Genomic DNA, 2,575 nt, shown 5'->3' with positions numbered 1-2,575 from the left:
ACCCGCTGGAGTTGCCGAAAAAATGGGAAAGACAGAGTCGCTTCGCTCCGACTGTCTTTCTGATCCATTTTTTCGGCAACTCCAGCGGCTGGTCAGAAGCGGACTTCGTAACCGGCTCGCCTTCGGCCTTGCTTTGCTTGCTTCTCGCCTGCGGCTTCAGTGTTTTTGACCGCTATCGCTTCTACGCGTCGTCCTGACGAAAGTCGGGAACCAGCGTCGATCAGCACTTCACGTGATCGTCAATTCCCCACCGGCCTCAACTTCCTCCACACCTCCACTGCCGTATCCGCAAACGTCCGGATACACGGATTGGAATTCTCCTTGTTCCAGATCACTGCCACCTCCACCATCGGCGCATTGAGCAGCGGCTTGAACACGGTCGTCTCCAGGTGCATGGCCTGCATCGAGGTCGGTACCAGCGCTACGCCCAGGCCTTCGCCGACCAGGTTGACGATGGTTTGCTGCAGGTTGGCTTCGAGCACGATGCGTGGGCGGAAACCGTTGGATTGGCAGTGGTTGACGATGATGTCGAATACCACCGGCGCGATGCTGCGAGGAATGTTGACGAACGGGTCCTGGGCCAGTTCGGCTACCGAGATGGCGGCTTTGTCGGCCAGGCGGTGGTCCTTGGGCAAAACCGCCAGGAGCGGTTCGGCATAGATCGTGTGGCTGACCAGGCGGCTGCAGTCTTCAGGGCGGTACATGATGCCCACGTCGACCCGCTCGTCTTCGATGTCGGTGGCCAGCAGGTTGGGCACGTATTCGGTCAGGCGCATGTCGACCTCGGGGAAGGCTGCCGAGTAATGGCGCGTGACCGAGGGCAGGATGTTATAGGCCGAAGACATCATGAAACCGACCTTCAGCGAACCGCTCTTGCCGGTGCTGGATGACGATACGTTGCGTTTCGCACGTTCCAGCACCTTGAAAATTTCTGTTGTATCGCGATAAAAATATTTGCCGGCGGGGGTCAGCTGGATGGCGCGTTTGCTGCGGTCGAACAATTGCGCGCCGAGTTCCTTCTCCAAGGCCGCAATCTGCCGTGTAAGCGGGGGTTGCGAGATATGCAACAGCGCTGCCGCGCGTCCAAAATGAAGGGTTTCTGCTACGGTGCGGAAATATGTCAGGTGTCTCAGTTCGATCATTTAATACCTTCAAGGTATTGATTGTGTCTGTACATTGTATTGGAAGTCATCGGATTGTCTCGTTATTCTTCGATCCAGAGGTGGCAAACTTGCGACCGCCTCAAAGGTGAAGCGGCGCCAAAAGCCTGCCTTGCCGCGAATAAGAAAAAAAGCAGTTCAAGACAGGAGACAATCATGCCGACACAAACGGTAGCTTTACCTTTGGCAAAAAACGACGTCAGAACAGCTCGTTCGAATTTCCCCCGCTATCGCGCAATCGACCAGCTCTCCGGTGGAGATCCGGCCATGCTCGACCTGATTGAGCGCGGCAAGCGCCTGATCGACCGCGGTATCCCCGTTCTTATTCTCGGCGAGACCGGCACTGGCAAGGAGTACCTGTCGCGTGCCCTGCATGAATACAGCGAGCGCCGCCAGGCTGCCTGGGTGGCGGTCAACTGCGCTTCCATTCCCGAGAGCCTGGCCGAGAGCGAATTGTTCGGCTATTGCAAGGGCGCTTTTTCCGGCGCGCTGCCGGGCGGCATGAAGGGCCGTGTGCAGCAGGCCGACGGCGGCACGCTGTTCCTGGATGAAATCGGCGACATGCCTTTCGCGCTGCAGACGCGCCTGTTGCGCGTGCTCTCCGAGCGGGAAGTGATCCCGCTGGGCGCGCCGCATCCGGTGCCGGTGGATGTGCAGCTGATCTGCGCCACGCACCAGGACCTGAAGACGCTGATCGCCGAAGGGCGTTTCCGCGAAGACCTTTACTACCGCATTGCCGGTGGCGTGCTGCGTTTGCCCGCACTGCGCGAGCGCGCCGACCGCCGCCGCCTGATCATGCAGATGATTGCCGACGAACTGGGCGGCCAGCCGGATGAGCACGTGATTGCGCCGGCTGCCTTGCAGCGCATGCTGGCCTATCCGTGGCCAGGCAACCTGCGCCAGATGCATGCGGTGATCCGCTATAGCTGTGCGGTCATGAATGACGGGCGCATCGAAGTGCGCGATCTGCCCGAAGAACTGATGCAATTCACGGCGGCCAACCTGGGCCATACCGGCCAGGCCGCCAATGTCCGTCCCATCGTGCCACAAGCCGATGCGATGGCGTTTCCCTCCCGCCAATCAGGCGACCCGCTCCGGGATGAGCGCACGCGCGTTATCGATGCGCTGGTCGGCAGCCGCTGGAACATCTCCGCCGCCTCGCGGCAACTGGGGATGTGCCGCGCCTCGCTGTATCGCAAGTTGCGCCAGTTGGATATTCCACATGTGCGCGACCAGGCGATGCCGGCGTATGCCGTCGCCTGAACCGGCACGGCGCGCGCAAGCCGGGGAGCTTGCGCACGCTGCCGGATACGTTTGAACCCAGAGGGAAACCCGCCGCATCCGCTGGCGCGGCAGACCACCACAATCAACAAAGCCAGGGCAGGAGCCCGGCTTATCCATTTCGCTTAGGAAGA

Annotated in this window: 3 protein-coding genes; 2 read left to right on the top strand and 1 reads right to left on the bottom strand. The window is 60.4% G+C overall.

Annotated features, from left to right (window positions below; all coding sequences use genetic code 11):
* Window positions 1-197: hypothetical protein (locus AKL28_RS24915; RefSeq protein WP_197091090.1), on the top strand; the 197-nt coding region annotated here is incomplete at its 5' end.
* Window positions 198-239: 42 nt separating this feature from the next.
* Here AKL28_RS24915 and AKL28_RS23275 read toward each other — a convergent pair.
* The gene (locus AKL28_RS23275; RefSeq protein ID WP_050470664.1) at window positions 240-1,142 is read right to left on the bottom strand and encodes a LysR family transcriptional regulator; all 903 of its coding nucleotides are present in this window, start codon (window positions 1,140-1,142) and stop codon (window positions 240-242) included.
* A 174-nt stretch (window positions 1,143-1,316) separates the two neighbouring features.
* Between AKL28_RS23275 and AKL28_RS23270 the strand changes: the two genes are divergently transcribed.
* Window positions 1,317-2,423, top strand: a complete 1,107-nt coding sequence (locus tag AKL28_RS23270) for a sigma-54-dependent Fis family transcriptional regulator (protein ID WP_082221655.1) — start codon at window positions 1,317-1,319, stop codon at window positions 2,421-2,423.
* Window positions 2,424-2,575: the final 152 nt, after the last annotated feature.

Source organism: Herbaspirillum chlorophenolicum (genome assembly GCF_001189955.1).
Classification (GTDB): Bacteria; Pseudomonadota; Gammaproteobacteria; order Burkholderiales; family Burkholderiaceae_D; genus Herbaspirillum; species Herbaspirillum chlorophenolicum.
Note: the sequence above shows the minus strand (reverse complement) of the source record. Positions and strands in the feature narration are given on the sequence as shown.